Consider the following 16,737-nt stretch of genomic DNA (forward strand, 5'->3'; position numbering starts at 1 on the left):
CTCCGATTATCTTGGGAGCTTCGCCGCACAGGCGATCTCCGTGGCCCCTGAGCCACCCCCGTGACGAAGAGAGCCACGCGGGCCGGGCGGACGTCTGGCTGATCGAGGCGAATCGCAAGCTTCGTCAGCCATCTCCCTCCCCGAGCCATTCGCGGGCGAGAGCGAGTATCCGGCGATTCTCCGGGACGTTCTCGAAGAAGCTCGCTCGATAGGCGGGATCGGCGATCTTCACGGCGATCGACAGGAGGCGTACGCGGGCGCGGGCGCGGGCGAGGGCGGTGCGGGCCTCGTCGAGGCGCCCTGTGGCTATCAGGCTCTCGGCGTGGACGAGGCGGAGGAAGGAGCCACCACGGAAGAACGGGTCGTGCACATTCATGGCCGCCTGGCGCGAGAGGCCGTCCTCCGCCGCGGCGAGCGCCTCGACCAGCTTGCCCTGTGCGAGCTTCATCGCCGCCTTCGTGGCGAGCGCGCCTGGCACGTCGGCGGGACACGTTCTGCGCAGCAAGAGGAGGGCGCCTTCGATCTCCTGTTCCGCCTCCTCGAACGCGCCCGCACGCCATAGCACCTCCGCCAGGACCCAGCGGCCACGCGCCTCGTCGAGCGGCAGGCCGCGGCCACGCCCCGATGTGACAATGTGCGTCGCGATTACCCGCGCCTCGCCCATCTCGCCGCTATCCGCATGCAGCCAGGCCAGGACGAAAGGCCGGAGAGACGAGATTAACCCGAGCTCGGAATCCGCCATCGGCAACGCCTGGAGCATTCGTTCGACCTCGTCCGAGGCGCCAAGAGACCAGATGGCCAGGGCCATGAAGATTCTCCCAACGCTTTCCATGCGCCGGTGTCCACACTGTCTGGCGAGCTCCTGGCCCTTCTTTGCGTATTCCAGCATCATGAGAGGGTCGTCGCGTCGCTGCTCCCGACTTGCCATGACCAAATGGCAGAAGCTCCTCACGATCTCGCTCCGGTTCTCAGGGGCTCGCGCGATTGCATCGAGCTCCGCGTGCAACACATCCCCATCTGGAAAGCGCCCCGTCATGTCGAGAGTGAAGGTGCCCAAGGCCAGCGCGGCCACCATCGGGTATAATGCGTCCGGCGCAGCATTCGCCTGCTTGAGCTCACGCACAACGGCGAGGAGCTCCTCGGCCTTCCCCCCCGAGGCGGCCTCCGTGATCCGGGCTGCTGCTCCCTGGGTCCAGGGCGCACTCCCATGCGGGGCGGCCTGCATCAGCTCCTCGGCCTCGTGCTGCATGGAGGCCGCGACATCAGGCTGCCAGATGGCCAGCTCACACAACGCACCAAGCAGCCTGATGCGCAGCTCGTCCGGCAACTTCAGTGCGAGCCCCCGGCGCGCCAGCATGGCCGCTTCCAGCGCGCTACCGCCCCAGCTCGCCTGCTGCGTCACCCGCAGATAATGCCTTCCCGCAGCCGGCCCATTTCCGCCCTTCTCGAAATGTTCGGCGAGCGCCCGCGCGTCCTGCTCGCCCCGCGCCCCGAGCCACTCGCCCGCGAGCCGATGGCCGAGCGTCCGGTCGTTTTCGGTCAGCATCGCGTAAGCACCTTCGCGCAGGAGCGCATGCCGGAATGCGAGCTCCTCCTCCAGCACGAACCCATTGCCGTCGGCGCGCGCGGAGGAGCTCGCCCCCGCGGGCCGACGGCGGCACGTGGCGGGGCTGCGCTACCCTCTCCGCATGAGCGCACCGCCGCTTCCTCGCCTGCGCGCCGTGGACCTGAACCTGCTGACCGTGCTCGACGTCATGATCCTCGAGCGCAACGTGACGCGCGCAGCCGAGCGCCTCGGCATGACCCAGCCAGCCGTGAGCAGCGCGCTGGCCCGGCTGCGGCTCCTGCTCGACGACGATCTCTTCGTGCGTTGCGGCAAGGAGATGGCTCCGACGCCGCGCGCGCTCTCGCTCGCCGGCCCGATCCGGAAGGCGCTCGACCTGATCCAGGCCTCGCTCGCTCAGCCTGATGCCTTCGACTACACGGCGAGCCACACCTTCAAGCTGGGGATCGGCGACCTCGGAGAGGCCGTTCTCTTGCCCCGGTTTCTGCGGTGGCTCGAGCAGCTCGGCGCTCACGTCCGGATCGATATCTGCCGCGAGCCTGGGGCCTTGCTGCAGAATGAAATGCGGCTCGGCAAGGTCGAGCTCGTCCTGGATCATGTCGTCATCCCGGGCGAGGGGTTCCGGCGAGAGCGCGTGCTCGACATCGAGCTCGTCCCGCTGGTGCGCCAGGATCATCCGACCGTGGGGCCCTCTTTGACCGTCGACGAGTACATGGCGCTCGAGCACGTCATCCTCGAGCCGCGCGAGGGCCAGACCGACCTGGCAGAGCATACCCAGGCCGTCGTGGGGCTATCGCGGCGCGTGCAGGTGCAGGTCCCCCATTATCTATCGATGCCGTTCATCGTCTCGCAGTCGAACCTCGTCTGCACGCTGCCGCTCCCCCTGGCACGGCTGTTCGAGCAGCACTTCCCCGTCCGGGTGGTGAGCTGTCCCCTGCCCATCCACCCGATCCCGCTGTTCATCATGTGGCACGTATCTCAGGACGCCGACCCGGCCCATCAGTGGCTCCGGCGATCGCTCATCGATCTCTGCAGCCGCGTCTGACCTGTCCTCGGCGGGCGGGCTGGTTCAGGAGGAGGCGCGCGACCCCGGATTCAGCGGAATATTCGCGCTGGTTATCTGACTCATACCGTTTCTTGATTGGGCTTTCCGTGGGTCGCCGCCCATGAAATCCGCGGGCTCAGGGCTGCACCAGCAAGGGGCGGCCCAGCGAAGAGCGACCCGAGCTCGCGGCCAGGTGCCGCGGACCTGGGTGGCCATCCACAGAAAGAGAACACACCATGTTCGGATTTTCATCTGTCCGCCGAAAGCGCGGCCGAGGCGGAACGCTTCATGTCCTGGGCAGCGAGCGCGCGGCGACCATCGAGCCCGGAGAGACGCTGCTCAGCGCAGCCGCGCGCGCGAATATCCCGATCCCCCGGATGTGCAACGTGGGCGAGTGCGGTACTTGCAAGTGCCGGCTCACCAAGGGGCATGTCCGCCTCAAAAAGGATATCTCTCGCCACGTCACGCCCGAGGAGCTCTCCGCCGGCTTCGTCCTCGCCTGCCAGAGCCTGGCCGAGTCGGAGGACGTGGAGGTCGAGGTCCCGGGCATCGGCCGCGAGCACTCGACGGGGCCTGCGCCGGTGCAGCCGGTGCAGACGGACGCGAGCATCACGCGCGTGACGCCGCTCGCGCCCGGCATCCTCGCGATCGAGGTCGGCCTCGCCGCGGAGATCCGCTACGTGGCCGGGCAGTATGCACAGCTCACATTGCCCGGCGTCCCAGGGCTTGGCGAGCCGCGCTGCTACTCGTTCGCCCAGGCACCGGCTCGGGCCTCGCCGCGAAGGGCGCTCTTTCATATCCGCCACGTCCCCGGCGGCGCCTTCACCGACTGGCTCTTCGCCGCCGATCGCACGGGCTCGCGCCTCGGCTTCTCGGGGCCACACGGCGGCTTCCGCTACCACGAGGCCGGGCGGTCGCTCCTGTGTGTGGCAGGAGGCACTGGCCTCTCGCCGATCAGCGCGATCCTCGAGCAAGGGATCTCGGACGGGCTTGCTCGCGACGTGACGCTGGTCGTCGGCGCGCGCACCCGGCAGGACCTCTACGCGCTCGACGCCATCGCCTCGATCGAGGCGCGATGGCGAGGGCGGTTCGCCTTCGTGCCCGTGCTCTCGCGAGAGCCCGAAGGCTCGAGCTGGACAGGGCGGAAGGGGCACGTCACGGACTACCTCCGTGAGGTCGCCGTGGCCCACGCCGATCGCGCGGCCTACCTGTGCGGGCCGCCCGGGATGATCGACGGTGCGCTCGACGTGCTGCGCGGCACGATCCCGCCGGACCACTTGCATTGCGACAAGTTCCTGGACCGTGGCTCGATCGCCCTCGCCACCTCGGCGGGGGCACGAGCCCGGACGCGACGCGCGGAAGGAGAGGCATCATGCTCGGAAATGCTCTGATCGCCCTCGCTCTCATCGCGATCTTCGCCGCCTTGGAGATCGCGTTCGGCCTGTACCGGCGCCCCGGCGTGCTCACCATGCGGGAGCTGGGCGCGAGCCTCGTGAGTCTCGGTAACTTCCTGCTGGTACGCGGCGCCTCCTTCGCCGCGTTGCTCTGGGCGTTCAAGGCGCTCTGGCCGCGCTCCGAGGGGGCGCTCGCGGGCGTGAGCTTCTGGCTCGCCTTCCCGATCTACGTGCTCGTCGACGAGTACGCGGTATACTGGTTCCACCGCAAGAGCCATGAATGGCCGTGGCTGTGGCGTATCCACAAACCGCACCACGTCCCGCGCAACATGAATATCGGCGTCGGTTACCGGCAAAACTGGCTGTGGCATGTGCTGGTGCCGGGCGCGTGGTTGGGCCCGGCCGTCATCTGGCTCGGCCAGCCTGGTGCCTACGCGGCTGGATTGGCCTTCAGGACTCTGATGGTGTTGATGGAGCACTGCGATCTCCGCTGGGATCTGCCGCTTCAGCGCAACCGCTTCACACGTCCTTTCATGTGGGTGATCGAGCGCGTCATCTCGCTGCCCGACACCCACCATGTCCACCACGGCATCGGCCGCTACGGCAATGCCATGAAGAACTATGGCGTCGCCCTCATCTGCTTCGATGTGATCCATGGCACGCTCATGATCCCGCACGCTCGGCAGGAGGGCTTCGGGCTGCCCGACGACGCACCGGCCGAGCCCTGGGCTGAGCAGCTCTTCTGGCCGTTCGTGCGCTCGACGAGCTCGACGAAGGAGGTGGCGGCTCATCGCCCGTCGATCGAGCCCACGCCGCCGGCGGCCGCGCTCGCCGCGGCAAAGGCGGTGATTTACACCGCCGATGGCCGCGCTGTCGTGGTGAGCTGAGCCGTGTTGCCAAGCGCCGTTGTTGATGCCGATGGTGCGCTCGGGCGCTACCCGACTCCGACAAAGCGAGCGGCGTCGTGCTCGTCGCGATCGAACAGTTTCGGATTGGCCACGGCGCAGCTTGTGGACGGCCCCGTCGATCCGGCCGACTGGTTCGCTCAGCTCGGGAGACGATAAAGGGCTTTATTGGAGCACGCCGAAACGCGTCTTCAAGCCTTCGAGGCCCCTGGAGATGATGGTATTGACCATTGCGCCTATGAACGGGGTACCCGCGCCCTTGAGCCGATAGCTCACCCGCCACTCCACCGTGCAACCCGCGCCCTTGTCCCTGACCTGGATGACCCCCGTGTAATCCGAGGCTGGCAACCCGCTCACCATCGTGTACCGCATGAGCCGCCGGGCGTCGTCGAGCTCCTCTAGCCGTTCGACGACTTCAGATCCGTCCGTCATGAAGCTCTTCCGCAGCTGGCCGACCCCTCTCCCGACCGTCTCCAACCGCACGACCATCGGGTGCCAGTCCATCAGCCCGTCGAAACGCCCGATCACCTTCCAGACTTCCTTGCTGCCGGCGGCCAGGTTGACTGCGCGGGAGATCTCGATCGGCGTCACGTTGGGCGGCTGCACGTAGGGGAACGTCTTTCCCCCCGGCTGCGTGGCGCCCTTGGCCCCGCCGTGGAGCATCGGCCCTCTGCCACGGTTGACCTCGTACGAGATGAAGATGTTCATGATATTGGCGTCGAGGGTCCTGCCCCCGCCCGTGGCGTACTTCTTCCCCTCGAGCGTGCTGTGCTCGATCTCTCGATGGCTGTCGTCGGTGGTCGGCTTGGTCACATCAATCAGGAGGAAATCGTCCAGGAGCACGTTCACCAGGGCCCTGCGCCCGGCCTCTGTCCAATCGACCTTGCCGTCCCGCCTGTCCCAGAGATCGAGGGAGAGGAGCAGGCGATCTCTGTAGAGCGGCAGGCGCTTCGGGTCGACCGCGAACGGATCCTCCTGATTCCACAGGTCCCGCAGGTCGATCTCGCCATCGACGAACATGTGGAGGTTGGTCACCTCGGGCCGTCCGACCCGGTCGATCCGCGGGACGTCGCTCGTGAACCCCCCCCCTGCGGCGCCGGGCGTTGTCTCTGCGATGACCCCGAACAGCGACCCCTTGCGCGGCTCGAGCACCTTGGTCGTGTCGAGCTCGATGACGATGCTCAGGACGTTGTTGTCCTGGAGGGCGTTGGGGATGGCCTTCGGTATCGCGTTGCGGGGCGGGTGCCCCCAGCCGGAAAAGAAGGGGTCCGACCGCAGCCCGGCGAAGATACGGAAGGCGCCATCGGGCGTGGCAGCGCCTCGCGCGTCGCCGACGACCAGCGGCAAGGTCCTCCCGCCAGGCAACGTGCACGCCCCCCTTTGGCGCGGTTTGCCGCCGCTCGTTGAGGCTTCGAGCGGTTCGAACTTGCAGGTGAACTTCAGCTCCTCCTTGGCGGCCTGAAAGCGGGCTTGGTTCCCCGATCCGGCGACATGGACGCGGCGCATCGCGATGATGTAGTTCACGGCGTCGGAGAAGAACGCGGAGTCGCCCGCGAACGGGAACACGTTGGCGATGAGCACCGTGTGGTCGGTCCGCTCCGGGCTCTGAAAAGCGTACAGATCATTCAGGTCCGCCGCCGGATCGCCCATGGAGCGCGGCCCGTCGATGTGATCCGACGCGACGGCCGGAAGACCGCCGAGGGGCCCGAGGACAATGATCCCGAGCAGGAGAGGGAGGAGCGGCATGACCGTTTTCCCCCGGCGGCGGGCGACCGCTTCACTCGATGTGGGCCTACGACACATGGGGGTTCTTCTCCGCCGGTAACGCGTCCACGGGACCGCCGTACAGGGTGACGCGGCCGGCCTCGGACGGGATGGATTTCATGCACTCGACGAGCACCCAGCGCTCGAGCCTCTCGGTGTCGGCGGCTGTGGCCTGCGAGGCGTCGTCCAACCGTGTCATGGAGTTCTCCTCGGACAAGTCGTGTCTTCACTCGGCGCCGCGGTCGGGTGCCCGGTTCTTGCGCGCGAGAGGGTAGACACCTGAAAGGCCTTCGTGTGCCCCAGGCGCGCCCGGGCCTCGGCGAGCAGATCGGCGGCGAATCGTCGTTCACCGACGCGGACGGCGGCCTCGTGGGCCAACTCGAAGGCGCGGAGCGTCGGCCGGTTGGCCAGGTTGCGGCGAGCCAGCGACAGCGCCTTGAGCGCGTCATTGCCGTCACCGAGGTAGAATTCGGCGGCGTGATCGGCGAAGGCGAGCTCGTGCCGCGCGAGGAGCCGATCGTAGGAGGCCCTGGCCCCGAGCAACTGTTCCTGCGCTTCCTGAGCGCGGCCCTGCTCCTTCAGGACCTGGGCAAGGCGCCACCTGGACTCCGGGTCGCCGCGGCGTGCCCCGAGCGTGAGGAGGGCCTCCGCCTTGGCGAGAGCGCCGCGCCTGGCGTAGAGCTCGGCGAGGTGGACGCGCGCCGGAACGTAAGTTGGCAAGTACGCCAGCGCCATTTCGTAATAGCGCCGAGCTCTCTCGGGCTGCGGCGCGGGCATGCGCTCGCCCCAGAGCACCCCGCGCTGGAAGCAGACCCACGCCGGCGGAAACGGGGAGACATCGCGGTACTGGGCGAGCGCCCGTGCATACACACGGTCCGCCTCCTCGTACTCGCCGAGGTCCACGAGCAAGGCCGCAAGGGGGAGGAGCTCGTCGATGCCGGAGAGGGTCTGCGCCCTTCTGCGACGCACAGCCAATATCTCCGCCAAACGCTTGCCGGTCGCTTGCTGGATCGAGAGCCGCACCGGCTCGGTCATGGCCGCCAGGACGCCGCGGCGCCCGGCTTGGCGGAGGTCGGCTTCGGCCTCCTCGAATCGATGCAAGTACGCCGCGATCCTCGCCGATAGCAGGTAGGTCTCGCCGGCTTCGGGCTCATGGCGACGGAGCTCTGCGGCAAGGTGATCGAGGCGATCCGGTGACTCCATGTCGCCCAGGAACTGCGCCTTCAACTGCTCGATTTGGACGATGCGATCCGGCGCGCCGTTCTTTCGGGCGAATCGGAGATAGTCGCTCCAGGCCGCGCGGAGCGAGCTCTCCAGATTGGAGACGGCGATGTCTCCGGACGTGGTCTGGAGGGTCGAAGCGCGTACGCCCGGCGCGATCCCGATCCCCAAGAAGAGCAACCCAAAAAAAAGCCCGATTGGCTTGATCGCGTGGGCTGGCATCGTCTGCCTCCTCGTGCACGTCCCGACGGCGATCGCGGCCGTGCCACCTTGTGAGCTCATCCATCCGCGAACATCCGCAAAACGCGCACCAGCATCACTGGTACGGCGGCGCACATCACATCCTGCGGGACCGACCGTCTCGTTCCATCGTCGGGTGAAAGCGCAGCTCATGTCTGGAGATCAGCGAGCCATCGCAGGGCTCGCAGCCCCGGCATGAATGCGTACTCACCGCCCCTTGTCACGACGAACCGCGGCAATCCGTGGAGGCGCCGCGGGATCGGCCGCCGTGGAATTGTGAAGTCACCGTCCCCCTCATTCGATCCGGCGATGGGGTCCTTGGCGTTGCCCGCCCCGATGAAAGCGCCGCTGTTGACCCACTCCGTTTGCACGAATTCGAACTGCCGCCCCGGGTGCGCTCCAACGAAGGCAAATATGAACCCCCGGTCGACACCATCGTCCTCCAGAACCCCTTCCGCGAGCGGAGGACCATAGACCGTTCCACGCCGGATCATCCGGTGCAGGCCGACTATACCCGCCACACTCGAGTCTCGTGGGTTCACTCGGCGAATGTGTGATTCGAGAGGAGTCTTGAAGCCTGTCGGGTCGTCTCCATAGAGGAATGCGTTGTTGCGTAGCGGGTCGCCTCCCAGCTCGGGATCGTCGCTGGATGGGCTGAGCGCCAGGGGCGCACCGCTCCGCCAGCGCCCCATCATCTTTGCCGCTAGAAGCTCCTCGTCGTCCGGTCCGAGAGAGTTCTCCTTCACGTATCGGCGGAACAGCGCCACGCGTTGGTACAGCTTACGAAAAGCCACGTAGGTCCCGTTGCGGCCTAGTGCCTCGGGCTGGGGCGTCAGGGTGCCGCCCAGCTCGTCCGGGTAGCCCAGGACGAATTCACCTGCCTTGTAAGGACGCTGCGCCGGGTTGGTTCCCGGAATGCCGCTGCCCTCGATCGCGGGATGGCTCATGCCGTCCCGGAACCCGAAGTGTTCCCTTGGACCGGGCAGCGCATAGCAATCCTGGCGCCAGATCAACGCAACTCCCGGCAACGCCTGGATCGCTTCTCGAGCGCGCTCGAGCGCCGCCTCCAGGCCGTGCGCGTCCGGCGACAGCGCAGTGATCACGACGTGGACGTCTGGAGTTCCGAGCGGCGCTTCCCAGTGCTCAGGGCTGCTATCGCCGGTGTCTCCCAGGTGGCGCGCGCGCGCGGCCATCCCCTGCTGGAACTCCCACGCGAAGCTATCGAGCGACTCCTGCGGCACGCCGAGCGCCTGGAGGCCCTGGAAGGTGAGCGAGGCGCTCACCCAAGTATCGGCCGCCGGACTCTCGCGGTGGGCGGCCGAGGCCACCACATTGCTGAGCCGCCTCATCAACTCCCGCCCTGCCTTGCGGTCGTCGATGCGGAGCAAGAGGTACGTCGCCACGTACGGCGCAGGCCGTGGGCGCAAGACCCCGCTCTGTATGTCATCCAGTTCGAGCAGGCCGCCGACTGACTCGGGCATCGATCTCCTCCATCGCAATTGGTTCTACTTTACCGCGATGTTTCTCCAGAACGTCTCCAGGTTAATCGCGACAGGAACGGGAAATCTGCTCCCTGTCTCGCAACCAGAGAATGAGCTCACTGCATTTGGTCGAGCATCGTGGAAAGGGCGCACTTGACTTTGAGCGCCTTGACCACCTCCACCCCGGTGGCGTCCGGATACTCCGCGTATTCCATGAACGGCTCAGCTGCGTGCTCACGTGCGAACTTGGCGAACGAGGCAGGATTTTCCTTCCAGTCCAACGGAAAGCCTTCGAGCTGCTCGAAGATCGTGTTGAGGCCTGCCTGCTTGAAGAGCAGCACCGCGTCCTCTACATACTTGTCGAAGTCCGTGTCGAAGAAGCCGATATAAAGGAACCACGTGGTGTCACCTTCCTTGTAGGTGGCCCAGCGCAGATAATGGAGCGCAAGCGGAGCGAGCGCCATGGGTTGATCCTTAATCAGCTTTTCGACGGTCTTACCGTATGCGCGGACCACATCCTCCCGTCCTGGTATGACCTTGGCGATGATCGTGAACCCGCGTGACCTGGGGAGCACCGTACCGAATCGCCCTGCCTCTATCTCTTCGTCCGCTCTTGGCAGCGCTTCTGCAAGCGGTCGAATATCGGCGCAATTCCGTGCCTGGCTCATATCATCTCGCTTTCGTGACCGGTGGCTGTTTTCGTACTGGAACGCTTTCCCAAGGTGTGCATCATTCTCTGTTCGGCTATCCGCAGCGGCCGAACGGCTGGTTCGGGAGGCATCTCATGGCATACAGCCCCATGCATCGGGCGTCCTCTGAAGGATCTGCAGCTCACGGACGAGAAGCGCAAGAGCACGCGGTCCTCTCGTCTCGACCTGGGGTGCGCCTCGCGGAGGGTAGTGTCCGACCACCTTGACGAAGGTATCCGGGAACCTCCGGTACTCGAAGATCACGGACCGCCCACCCGAGGCTGCAGCAGACGGGGGCAGGTCGCGCCCTGCTCCGCCAGCGGGTGGCTGTGGAGCATGCGCTCGCCCACATCGCGGCACGGAAGGGCCATACTGCGCGCCACATCGGCACCAGGAGAAATCTGTTCGACCTCCGGCGCGCAGCAGCGACCCAGAATCTCGAAGCGGCCCAGCGCCTGATGCAGCAGGCCGCGTAACCCATTGGATTCAGACGATTTTCAATATGTTTGTCGCTCTAGCGCTCTGACGACCCGATGACGTCGTGCACCGAACCCGTTCGTCTGTGAAGAGCGCCCACAGCCGAGGGCGCTCGCGCCTGTCGAGGGTCCGCCTTCACGCCAAACGCGGCAATGGTGAACACCGACATGATGGCACCGAAGATATCGAGCCTCATGAAGACCGCGATTCCAACATGCAATCCGACCGTGGCTGCTACCCAGAGTCGCCGGGTCCGACGTGGCCAGATGAAGAACGGGTACCCGATCTCCACGAGCAGCACCATCCACCCCGCGGCCACGGCGATCCAGGCGTGGTGAGCGAGCCACGAAAAATCGAACCGCCGGTACTCGGGCAGCATGAGCGATCGCCAGATCGCGTCGCCGTCCCACCACGCTGAACCCAATGCCTTTTCCACACCGCTCGAAAGGTAGACGAGACAAAGGTGCAGCTGTACCACCCGCAGCGCGAGACGCGCAGTCACGCTCGGCTCAGGCGGCGCTCGTCCGAAGACACGATCGAGCGACAGCGCAGCGCCAGAAGGCATGAAGATGAGGTAGAACAGGAAGATGTTCGCGAACTGATCTGCTCCGTAGTTCGTCCTCTCCGCGGTCATCATCAACGTGAAATGCACGAACCAAGCGCACGCCGCGGAGAACCTCGTCCTCCAGCCGAGCAGGAGGCCAGCCAGCGACAGCACGTAGAGAGCACCCACTCCAGCGATCACCGAGCTCTCACCGACCCCGAAGCGCGAAAATGCATTCACGAGGTGGCCGATCCGGGGGAAACCGATCGCGCCAGACCCGTCGAGGAGCTGTCCCTGAACGATGCCCGAACGCGAGTACAGCTCGGAAGCGATGGGCGCGATCAGCGCCGCCTGGATCAAGAGGACCGACGCGAGGCCTATCCGGAGCGCTGCCAGGGGCCGCGCCGACGCGGGTGCGAGCGCGAATCGCCCCATCGAGCCCCACAGGCGCGCAGCTGCCTCTCGAGCATTCGGCAGGCGCAGGGTATAGGTCCGCTGCCTCATGGCGTCGCCTCTTTGTTGATCTCGCCGGTAGCGAGCTGCGCCTTCAGGTTGAACTTGGCCTGATATTCGACATACCACTTCGGCTGCTTGCCCGCGCGATGCTCCGCCATCGAGGGCAGGTCGTAGCTCTCGAGCCGGACAACAACGCTGTCCGCCTCTGGGTGCTTGGCGAACACCTTCGCTGCCCAGGACGCAACCAGGGAGCGCCTCACGGTCGCGTCCTGCTCATCCCAGTACATACCGATGATATTTTTGACGCGGATGTCCGCTTCGCGGCTCGCTCCTGTCTCCAGCACCTCGGTCGTCAGCGTTCCCGCGCGATCCCTGACCTGGAAGGTGGCCCAGGGCAGGGGCCCGACGCTCGGAGCAAAGAAGGAATACGCGCTGCTGGCCCCGGAGAGCGCGCCATAATAGCCCACGGCACGCTCCACCCATCCTCCGTACGGCAAGCGCACATGCAGCACACCCAGCACGATCACCAGCCCGAGGTGGATCGCGGCAGCGGGAAGCACGAAGAGCACGCGCTTTCCTATGTCTCCTGTCTCGTCCATGGAGCTCACCCCCGTGGAGCCGTATTGCGCACGGCGTGCCACCCGCTTTCGCCACCCACGTTTCCAATGCGTTGCCACCGGGCTGCAGAGCAGGCCGCGGTCGGACGGCGACGCTTGACGCGCGATGTCTCAGCGCAATCGCCCGTGATGGTCGGCTCCGCGCTCGGCAAAGCGGACCCGGTATTCCGTGATGACCGCGCCCAACTCCGTGGCCATCACGGTAGAGCCCATACCTGTCCTAGCGCCGATAGGGCCGGTAGTAGCCGACAGCCGGCCGGTAGTAGCCGGCAGCCGGCCGGTAGTAGCCGACAGCCGGCCGGTAGTAGCCGACAGCCGGCCGGTAGTAGCCGACAGCCGGCCGGATGGCGTAACGCTCGTTGTCAAGCGGTGGTGGCGTTGCTGTCTCCTCAACGAGGTTCAGGTTGTCGATCGGCACCGTATTCGCCGCGGAAGCAAGCGCAGAGATCGCGCACACTCCTGCGCTGACGGCGATGAGGCCAAGAATTCTCACGTGGTTCATTTGTCGGCTCCTTCCCTCTTCGGTTGCGCCCGTGGGCGCGACGTTGCGCCCGTGCGCACGACGTTGCGCCCATGACGATGCAGGAGACGGGCCGAGTTCGACCGGTGCGGCAGGTGGCAGACTGCTGATCGCAGCGCACAAATCATTCCTGAGTTGTGGGTTGGCCAGGTGAAGGTGTGCAATACGTGAGCGGTGTGCTGTGACACTGCGGCACCAGCGGCATTACAGCCATTCATGGCAGTCAAGGACCTACCCCCGGCAGGGAGCATCCAGGATCTTGGGAGACCATGTTCAGGAACATGCGGAGATCCCGGCGAGGCGGCTTGAAACTAACGTGTGACGCCGCAGCGGCTACCGGCCGGGTTTCCGGCCGTCCGGGTGATATCGGCCGTGGCGCTCGCTTCCCTCGGGGGTTGAGGCGGCTCCGGGAGGGGAGATTCCCACGCCTGCGGTGAACCTCCCGACGATCGGGGATGGCGCGCTGCTCGCAGCGTCGAGGCGCCGAGGCCCAGCCGCGGCGTCTCGGCGCCGCGCGGCCGCGCAGGGCCTCCGGGCGCGTGAAGTCGGAAGGGATCCTCATGGATGGAAGAACCCGACGACCGAGCGTGACCTCGGCGACGGCCTGTCCGACGTGGGCGCGCTGCTCGGGATCGTGCGGGAGGAGCGGCGCTCGACGCGGGGGTGTACAGCGGGAGACCGGCGATCGTGGAGGGGTGACGGTCGCGCGGACCCGGGGCAACAGGATCGAGCCGAGCGGGCGGGCGTGCAACATGCGTACACCCGCGGTGGCATGGCTCGTGAGGCTCGGCCGCTCGGGCTGTGTCCCACCTCTGCAATGAACGGGAAGCGAAAGAGAGAATGGTTTGATTGGATGCCCCTCGCGGTGCTGTTACCGATCGGCCTCGTCCTGATCTTGAGCTTCCATGAGATCCGAGCCATCCATCGCAAGAACGTCGCGTCGGCCCTGCAGGCGGTGCTCTCGACGACCCGTGAAGGGCTCTTGACGTGGGCGCGGCAGGCGAAGGCCACCACGGCGTTCTGGGCGAGCAAGCCGAGCGTACGGCGAGCGGTCGCCGCACAGCTTGAGCAACGCCGCGAGAGAAGGTCGCTCCACGACAGCCCGCACGTCCAGGAGCTGCGGCTCGAGCTGGATAACGTCGTCCAGCCGAACGGATGTCTCGGCTTCGACGTCCTCGCGATGGATGGTACCCACATTGCATCCGATCGCGACGATTTCCTCGGTACCACCATCCTGAGCGCACACGATCCAGACACCATCGCCGCGGCGATGCGCGGATCCATGGTCATCGGCACGCCCTTTCCCCTGTGGTCTCCCGTCCCTGGCAAGATCGTCCCCATGCTCCTCGTCGCGGCGCCGGTGCGCGCTATGGCCGAGGGAGGGGAGATCATCGCGGCGCTCGTCTTCCGCATCGATCCTGGGAGGGAGTTCGCGGAGATCGCTCAGCAGGGGCAGATCGGACCAGGAGGGGAGACCTACGCTTTCGACAAACGCGGTCGCATCGTCACGGAGCTCAGGTTTGCTCAGAGCTTGCGCGACCTGGGCCTCCTGGCGGCCGGCGCGCGATCGAGCCTCAACGTGGAGGTGCGCGATCCCGGGGGCGACACGCCCGAGCGCTTCCGGCGCTCCTTGCCTCGAGGGGAGCAGCCGCTCACGCGTATGGCGGCCAGCGCCATCGCGAAGAACGCCGGCGTAGATGTCGACGGCTACCGCGATTACCGCGGCGTGGAGGTCGTCGGCTCATGGCTGTGGGATCCGGAGCTCGACCTCGGCCTCGCAACCGAGGTCGACAAGGTCCATGCCTACGGGCTGTATGATGCGACGCGACGCGTGGTCCTCGTTGCCTGTGCCGTGATGCTGCTCACCACCCTCACGATGACGACCCTCTTGCATCGGCGCGCGTCCGACCTGGCGGGCGGCGTGGCACGCGAGCAGCATCTGCGCAGGGAGCTCGAGGAACGTGTCCGTCAGCTCGACCGCGCGGAGGCGGAGCTCAAGGATGCCGTCCGGCTTCGTGAGGAGTTCCTGCGGTTCGCCTCTCACGAGCTGCGTACCCCGCTGACGAGCCTTCGGCTGCTGTACGAGCACATGCTGCGACCGCGATCTCCATCTCTCGTGCAGAAATTGGGCTCGAGGGAGCTCGAGCGCTTCCTGAAGGTATCTTCGCGTGAGCTCGCCCGGATCACGCAGGTCATCGACAATATGTTCGTCATCGCGAGCTTCGCGACCGGTCCGCCGGCGCTGACCCTGAAGGTCGCAGAGCTCAACGAGCTCGTGCGCAGGACCGCTCGGCAGGCCGCGGAGCAGCTCGAAGCCGACGGATGTTCCCTGGAGCTCCGGCTTGACCAGCCTGTATTCGGCTACTGGGACGAGGCGCGCGTCGGGCAGATCATCACGAACCTGCTGTCCAACGCGTCGCGGCACGGGGCTGGACAGCCCATCACGCTGTCGGTCGGCCTCCACGCCAGCTTCGCGGTGATCTCTGTGCACGACCGCGGCGTCGGGATCACGCCGGAGCAGCGGGAGAGGCTCTTCGAGCCATTCCGATGGAAACCGGACGCGCACGGCGGCCTCGGCCTCGGGCTTCACGTCTGCAAGCTGATCGTCGCGGCGCACGGCGGCGAGATCCTGGTCGAGAGCGAGACCGGCAAGGGCACGACCGTGTCCGTCCGGCTGCCGCTGCCTCCCGAGATCGAAAGAGATGACGCCGCGCCAGCGCCGGCGTTCAACGAGAGGACGATGACGTAGGCGACGGCGAAGCGCCTCCCGGGCGCTCGCGGCGCGCATGTCTCGCACACGTCGAGCGGCAGGTCGACCTCGATAGCTCGGCGGCAAACCGCTGGAGCGCTCTGCGCACGCACGGCTCCGCATCGGGCACGAGCTCGGCTGCGCGGCGAAGATGCCGGATGATCTGGAACCTGACCTGTTGCGCTTTGCTCGCCGGCGTGATCGGTCAGCAGGGCGGGTCGCCGACGATCCCGGCGCGCTCCATCTTGCGCACTGCAGGCCAGTAATCCTGGACGGCGCAGCGCTGGGTGCAGCGGTTGTCCCAGATGGCGACGCTGTTCTTCTACCGCCGTTTCAGAGCGAGAGCTCGGCGCGGGTGCAGATGGATCTGGGCGGCATCGTGTTGTGTTCTCGATCGATACCGCGACACGGCCGCGTCCACTCCTGATTGCGAGCTGCTCAGGACAGGGATTTCGAGGTGGCGGACCAGCTCGGCTGCGGGGGCCATCGACGCCTGAGCCAGGAGCACGAGATCGCCCGGGAGCGCTGTCGCTTCGATGGTCTTGGCGATCTCGCCAGCATAGCCGGGATAGTCACCCGTCTCGAAGAGCCGCCATGCTCGCCCGCACAGGACTTCGGCGACATCGATCGAGCGCCTCGCGTCAGAGGCTATCTGGCGCAGCAACGCCACGGTGGGCTCGAATGTGCTCCGGAGCGCGGCCAGCACGAGGATCCGGCGGCCACTCGCGACGGCTTGCTCTGCCATGGGGCGATCGATCCGCATCACGACACAGTCCGAGACGGGGACCGCCTCCGCGACGCCGCCGAGGGTCGAGCAGGTGCACACGACGACCTTCGCGCCGTCGCTCGCGAGCGCCTGAACGACCGTGGCAGTCGCCGAACGGATGCCGTCCGTGATCGCGCCGGCCTCCAGCGCGTCCGCGAGGAGGCTCTCCTGGACCTCGTGCCGCACCGGAATCGTGTCGTCCACGTTCCGAACGAGACGGCTGAAGGTCTCGACGTGGACGCCGGCAGTATGAAGAAATGCAATCATGTTTATCCCGCGCCGTCAGCGCTCTCTGACTTCCGAGA

14 protein-coding genes and 2 pseudogenes are annotated in these 16,737 nt (G+C 66.5%); 5 read left to right on the forward strand and 11 right to left on the reverse strand.

The window, feature by feature from the left end; genetic code table 11:
- Nucleotides 1–124 precede the first annotated feature (124 nt).
- Complete coding sequence (locus tag WMF36_RS38910; protein WP_437575885.1) at nucleotides 125–1,603, reverse strand: hypothetical protein; 1,479 nt, start codon at nucleotides 1,601–1,603, stop codon at nucleotides 125–127.
- Between the two features lie 85 nt (nucleotides 1,604–1,688).
- Between WMF36_RS38910 and WMF36_RS38915 the strand changes: the two genes are divergently transcribed.
- The 3 genes from WMF36_RS38915 (at nucleotide 1,689) to WMF36_RS38925 (ending at nucleotide 4,890) form a co-directional block, all read left to right on the forward strand.
- On the forward strand, nucleotides 1,689–2,609 hold the full coding sequence (locus WMF36_RS38915) for a LysR family transcriptional regulator (protein WP_437575886.1): 921 nt from the start codon (nucleotides 1,689–1,691) through the stop codon (nucleotides 2,607–2,609).
- Nucleotides 2,610–2,845: 236 nt separating this feature from the next.
- On the forward strand, nucleotides 2,846–4,000 hold the full coding sequence (locus WMF36_RS38920; RefSeq protein ID WP_437575887.1) for a 2Fe-2S iron-sulfur cluster-binding protein: 1,155 nt from the start codon (nucleotides 2,846–2,848) through the stop codon (nucleotides 3,998–4,000).
- Nucleotides 3,982–4,890 carry a sterol desaturase family protein gene (locus tag WMF36_RS38925; RefSeq protein ID WP_437575888.1) on the forward strand — a complete coding sequence of 303 codons (909 nt, stop codon included), beginning with the start codon at nucleotides 3,982–3,984 and terminating at the stop codon, nucleotides 4,888–4,890. Before WMF36_RS38920 ends, WMF36_RS38925 begins: the two co-directional genes overlap by 19 nt.
- A 183-nt stretch (nucleotides 4,891–5,073) precedes the next feature.
- Here WMF36_RS38925 and WMF36_RS38930 read toward each other — a convergent pair whose 3' ends face one another.
- From WMF36_RS38930 to WMF36_RS38950, 5 genes are all read right to left on the reverse strand, one after another.
- Entirely contained in the window at nucleotides 5,074–6,654 is a 1,581-nt protein-coding gene (locus WMF36_RS38930; RefSeq protein ID WP_437575889.1) for a DUF4331 family protein, read from the reverse strand.
- 46 nt (nucleotides 6,655–6,700) lie between these two features.
- Entirely contained in the window at nucleotides 6,701–6,871 is a 171-nt protein-coding gene (locus tag WMF36_RS38935; RefSeq protein ID WP_437575890.1) for a hypothetical protein, read from the reverse strand.
- A complete protein-coding gene (locus tag WMF36_RS38940; protein WP_437575891.1) occupies nucleotides 6,868–8,115 on the reverse strand; it encodes a tetratricopeptide repeat protein in 1,248 nt (415 codons plus the stop codon). The genes WMF36_RS38935 and WMF36_RS38940 overlap by 4 nt, the downstream gene beginning before the upstream one ends.
- Before the next feature lie 167 nt (nucleotides 8,116–8,282).
- Nucleotides 8,283–9,614: a Dyp-type peroxidase gene (locus WMF36_RS38945; RefSeq protein WP_437575892.1), complete on the reverse strand. Its 1,332-nt coding sequence runs from the start codon at nucleotides 9,612–9,614 to the stop codon at nucleotides 8,283–8,285.
- 116 nt (nucleotides 9,615–9,730) lie between these two features.
- Nucleotides 9,731–10,282 (reverse strand): hypothetical protein, encoded by a 552-nt coding sequence (locus WMF36_RS38950; protein ID WP_437575893.1) that lies wholly within the window; start codon nucleotides 10,280–10,282, stop codon nucleotides 9,731–9,733.
- A 302-nt stretch (nucleotides 10,283–10,584) separates the two neighbouring features.
- Between WMF36_RS38950 and WMF36_RS38955 the strand changes: the two are divergent.
- Nucleotides 10,585–10,779: pseudogene (locus tag WMF36_RS38955) on the forward strand (IS1182-like element ISStau8 family transposase); the annotation flags it as partial.
- A 38-nt stretch (nucleotides 10,780–10,817) separates the two neighbouring features.
- On the opposite strand, the gene WMF36_RS38960 reads toward WMF36_RS38955, so the two are convergent.
- The 3 genes from WMF36_RS38960 to WMF36_RS38970 form a co-directional block, all read right to left on the reverse strand.
- A complete protein-coding gene (locus WMF36_RS38960) occupies nucleotides 10,818–11,828 on the reverse strand; it encodes an HTTM domain-containing protein (protein WP_437575894.1) in 1,011 nt (336 codons plus the stop codon).
- Nucleotides 11,825–12,379 (reverse strand): hypothetical protein, encoded by a 555-nt coding sequence (locus WMF36_RS38965; RefSeq protein WP_437575895.1) that lies wholly within the window; start codon nucleotides 12,377–12,379, stop codon nucleotides 11,825–11,827. The genes WMF36_RS38960 and WMF36_RS38965 overlap by 4 nt, the downstream gene beginning before the upstream one ends.
- Before the next feature lie 238 nt (nucleotides 12,380–12,617).
- Nucleotides 12,618–12,899: a hypothetical protein gene (locus WMF36_RS38970; RefSeq protein ID WP_437575896.1), complete on the reverse strand. Its 282-nt coding sequence runs from the start codon at nucleotides 12,897–12,899 to the stop codon at nucleotides 12,618–12,620.
- An 883-nt stretch (nucleotides 12,900–13,782) separates the two neighbouring features.
- Between WMF36_RS38970 and WMF36_RS38975 the strand changes: the two genes are divergently transcribed.
- Nucleotides 13,783–15,666, forward strand: a complete 1,884-nt coding sequence (locus WMF36_RS38975; RefSeq protein ID WP_437575897.1) for a sensor histidine kinase — start codon at nucleotides 13,783–13,785, stop codon at nucleotides 15,664–15,666.
- A 205-nt stretch (nucleotides 15,667–15,871) separates the two neighbouring features.
- Here WMF36_RS38975 and WMF36_RS38980 read toward each other — a convergent pair.
- Nucleotides 15,872–15,988: pseudogene (locus tag WMF36_RS38980) on the reverse strand (taurine dioxygenase); the annotation flags it as partial.
- A complete protein-coding gene (locus WMF36_RS38985; protein ID WP_437575898.1) occupies nucleotides 15,989–16,699 on the reverse strand; it encodes a hypothetical protein in 711 nt (236 codons plus the stop codon). It lies immediately after the preceding pseudogene.
- Between the last annotated feature and the right edge of the window lie 38 nt (nucleotides 16,700–16,737).

The organism is Sorangium sp. So ce887 (genome assembly GCF_051521455.1).
Lineage (GTDB): Bacteria > Myxococcota_A > Polyangia > Polyangiales > Polyangiaceae > Sorangium.